8 protein-coding genes are annotated in these 3,098 nt (G+C 61.2%); 7 read left to right on the plus strand and 1 reads right to left on the minus strand.

Features of this window, described 5'->3' with window-relative positions:
- From AC2VNK_RS05905 to AC2VNK_RS05935, 7 genes are all read left to right on the plus strand, one after another.
- Positions 1 to 291: carbohydrate porin (locus AC2VNK_RS05905; RefSeq protein WP_486883157.1), on the plus strand; the 291-nt coding region annotated here is incomplete at its 5' end.
- Between the two features lie 17 nt (positions 292 to 308).
- Positions 309 to 539, plus strand: a complete 231-nt coding sequence (locus tag AC2VNK_RS05910; protein WP_291523508.1) for a FeoA family protein — start codon at positions 309 to 311, stop codon at positions 537 to 539.
- Positions 536 to 751 (plus strand): hypothetical protein, encoded by a 216-nt coding sequence (locus AC2VNK_RS05915; RefSeq protein WP_291523506.1) that lies wholly within the window; start codon positions 536 to 538, stop codon positions 749 to 751. The genes AC2VNK_RS05910 and AC2VNK_RS05915 overlap by 4 nt, the downstream gene beginning before the upstream one ends.
- Positions 748 to 1,083 carry a FeoC-like transcriptional regulator gene (locus tag AC2VNK_RS05920; protein ID WP_486883158.1) on the plus strand — a complete coding sequence of 112 codons (336 nt, stop codon included), beginning with the start codon at positions 748 to 750 and terminating at the stop codon, positions 1,081 to 1,083. The genes AC2VNK_RS05915 and AC2VNK_RS05920 overlap by 4 nt, the downstream gene beginning before the upstream one ends.
- An 85-nt stretch (positions 1,084 to 1,168) precedes the next feature.
- On the plus strand, positions 1,169 to 2,041 hold the full coding sequence (gene aguB, locus AC2VNK_RS05925; RefSeq protein ID WP_291523503.1) for an N-carbamoylputrescine amidase: 873 nt from the start codon (positions 1,169 to 1,171) through the stop codon (positions 2,039 to 2,041).
- Positions 2,034 to 2,624 carry a gamma-glutamyl-gamma-aminobutyrate hydrolase family protein gene (locus tag AC2VNK_RS05930; protein ID WP_486883159.1) on the plus strand — a complete coding sequence of 197 codons (591 nt, stop codon included), beginning with the start codon at positions 2,034 to 2,036 and terminating at the stop codon, positions 2,622 to 2,624. Before aguB ends, AC2VNK_RS05930 begins: the two co-directional genes overlap by 8 nt.
- The gene (locus AC2VNK_RS05935; RefSeq protein ID WP_486883161.1) at positions 2,620 to 2,787 is read left to right on the plus strand and encodes a hypothetical protein; all 168 of its coding nucleotides are present in this window, start codon (positions 2,620 to 2,622) and stop codon (positions 2,785 to 2,787) included. The genes AC2VNK_RS05930 and AC2VNK_RS05935 overlap by 5 nt, the downstream gene beginning before the upstream one ends.
- On the opposite strand, the gene AC2VNK_RS05940 is transcribed toward AC2VNK_RS05935, so the two are convergent.
- Positions 2,784 to 3,098: VTT domain-containing protein (locus tag AC2VNK_RS05940; protein ID WP_486883160.1), on the minus strand; the 315-nt coding region annotated here is incomplete at its 5' end. The two genes, AC2VNK_RS05935 and AC2VNK_RS05940, sit on opposite strands and share 4 nt — an antisense overlap.

Here is a 3,098-nt window from a genome sequence, read left to right on the forward strand (position 1 = left end):
TGGTATCTGGGACTGGGTCTGCGCCTGGGCCACCCCTTCGCCGGTCGCCCGAATGACAGCCTGTCCATCGGTATGGCGCGCGCCTGGCTGCGCCCAGGTCCCGTGGCAGAGAGCCTTGGCGTGGAAACCACCGCCATCGGCAATGCCGAGACGGCTTACGAACTCACCTACGTCGCGAAGCTCACTGAGCACCTCAGCCTGCAGCCAGACCTGCAATATATACAGCATCCCAACGGCTATTTTCCTGATGCGACGGTCGGTATGTTGCGTTTGCACGTCGAATTTTTCTGAATGCGGAGGCCGATTCAGTGAATCCATCCCTGTTCGTAGGAGACCTTAAACTGGGCGACAGTGCCAGAGTACGCGATGTCACCGGGGGCAGAGATATGCAGCAACGCATGCGCATGCTCGGCATCCGCCGGGGCACCGATACCCGCGTGGTCCATGGTCCGGGCAAGCGCGGTGCGGTATTGCAGGTGGGTGGAGCACGCATTGCGCTGGGCTGGGGCGTCATCCAGCGTATTGAGGGGGCTGGATGATCTTCTCCCTGCTTTATGGCACCGGCCTGGCCTGGGGCGCCAGCACGGTGATTTACCAGACGGGCGCCTTCGCCGAACATCCGGGATCTTCTACGGCTTGGATCGCTGGCGTGCTGGCAGCTTTTGCCTTGCTGGTCATCGGGCTGCGGCTTTATGGACAACGCAGCGACGCCCTATCAAAGCCATCTCTGAACCGGAGGGCGTTGGTATGAAACCGTTGTTCGCAATTCGGGATGTACTACAGAAACAAGACATGGCCAGCGCCAGCCAGATGGCTGCGGAATTAAAGCTCTTTGTTGGACTGGTCGAGGATATGCTGGCGTATTGGCAGCGGCGCGGCGCGGTAGAGCAAGTATCCGTGGGTACACGGAAAAGTTGTGGCAGCAGTTGCAGTTCGGGCGGCTGCGGCAGTTGCAGCAATGCCTCTTGTGTCTCTCGTTCATGTCTACCGCTGGTGCGGCGGTGGGGAGAAGGCAGTGACGACAGCTCAGCCCGCCGTTCCACGGACTTGGCGTCAACCGTGAACTGGTGGGCGATCACTTAACCTATTGTCTCAATGATGGGGTCCTCTATACTTATCCCACAGGCCGGAAGCGATGTTTGATTGGCCATGACGAACGAGGTTGCAGATGCGGGTAAAAGTAGCAGCCATTCAGATGGCCGTAGGGGGGGACGAGGCTGACAATATCGCCAAGGCGCTGCGACAAGTAACCTCAGCGGCGGATGCCGGGGCCAGGATCATTCTCCTCCAGGAACTCTTCAGCACGCCATACTTCTGCAAAGATCAGAACCCCAACTTCCTGACCCTGGCGCAGCCCCGCGAGAGCCACCCCGCCCTGCTCGCCATGCAAAAGCTGGCGCGGGAGCGCGAGGTCGTGCTCCCGGTCAGCTTTTTTGAGCGCGCCAATAACGCCTTCTTCAACAGTCTTGTGGTTTTTGACGCCGACGGCAGCGATCTGGGGCTCTATCGCAAGGCCCATATCCCGGACGGTCCCGGCTATCAGGAAAAGTTTTATTTCAGCCCCGGCGACACCGGGTTCCGCGTGTTTGACAGCCGCTACGGACGCCTCGGTGTCGCCATCTGCTGGGACCAATGGTTCCCGGAAGCAGCGCGAGTGATGGCCTTGCAGGGTGCCGAAATACTGTTCTACCCCACCGCCATCGGCTCCGAGCCCCAGGCCCCCGAAATCAACAGTCGCGGGCACTGGACCAGGGTCATGCAAGGCCATGCCGCCGCCAATCTCGTCCCCGTCGTGGCTGCCAACCGGGTGGGACGGGAAATCGGCCGGGAGAGCGAAATCACCTTCTATGGCGGCTCCTTCATCAGCGACGCCACCGGCGCACTCATTGTCCACGCCGACCAGGAAGAGACCATCCTCTATGCCGATCTCGACCTGCAAGCCCTCGCTGCACAGCGGCTGGAGTGGGGACTCTTCCGTGATCGCCGCCCTGAACTGTACACGCCCATCCTAACTTTGGACGGGAATCCGCGTCGTGGATGATTCCCCCCCCCCCGCGCCACCCGTCATCGCGCTGAGCGCCTATGAGCGCAACGGAGAGGCCTTTTCCCTCGCCCCTCAGTATGCCGCCGCCGTCTGTCAGGCGGGCGGGTTACCCATCCTTTTTCCACCCCAGTGCCCCGAAGCCCGACTTATTCTATCGCGCTGTGACGCGCTGGTGCTCACCGGCGGCGGCGACATCTCTCCCGATTTTTACGGTGCGTCGCGTGACGACAGCATTCATGCCGTACATCCGGACCGCGACGCCTCTGAGATCGCGCTGGCGCGAGAAGCCATCGCCCGGCGTATTCCGGTGCTCGGCATCTGCCGCGGCCTGCAGATCATTAATGTCGCCTTGGGCGGCGACCTGCTCCAGGACCTGCCCAAAAGCATCGGTACCCGCATTTGCCATCGCAACGCTGAGCATAATCCCGTCATGCATGAGGTCATCGTCTTGGCGGACACGTTGCTAGGGCGAATCGCCGGGCGGGATACCCTGGAGATATCCTCCTGGCACCACCAGGCCATCGCGAATATGGCCCCCGCACTACGCCATCAACGCCATCGCCGAGGATGGCGTCATTGAAGCCGTGGATATGCCCGACAACCCAGATGTCTTTGCCGTCCAGTGGCACCCGGAGCATACAGCCGCCGGTGACCCGCATCAGCAGGCTCTGTTTGATTGGCTGGTACAGCGCGCTGCCCGGCGCATAGCGCGCGCAACGGGGCACAGCGCGACAAAGACTTAGCGGGAAGGATGTTCGGAAGGCTGCAACCGCTGTTGCAGCCAGGCCAGCGCAGCGGGAATCAGCGAAATCACGATGATGGCGACAATCACCATATTCAGATGGCTTTTGACCCAGGGAAAGCGCCCGAGGAAATAGCCCGCGCCGAGCAAGCCCCCCACCCACAGGAAAGCGCCCGTCAGATTGAAGCAAAAGAAGCGACGGTACGGCATGGCGGCAATACCTGCCACAAAGGGCGCGAAGGTACGAATAACCGGCAGAAAACGGGCGATAATCACCGTCTTACCGCCATGTCGCGCATAGAAGCGCTGGGT

The sequence above is a fragment of the Acidithiobacillus sp. TH-A35 genome (assembly GCF_057473505.1).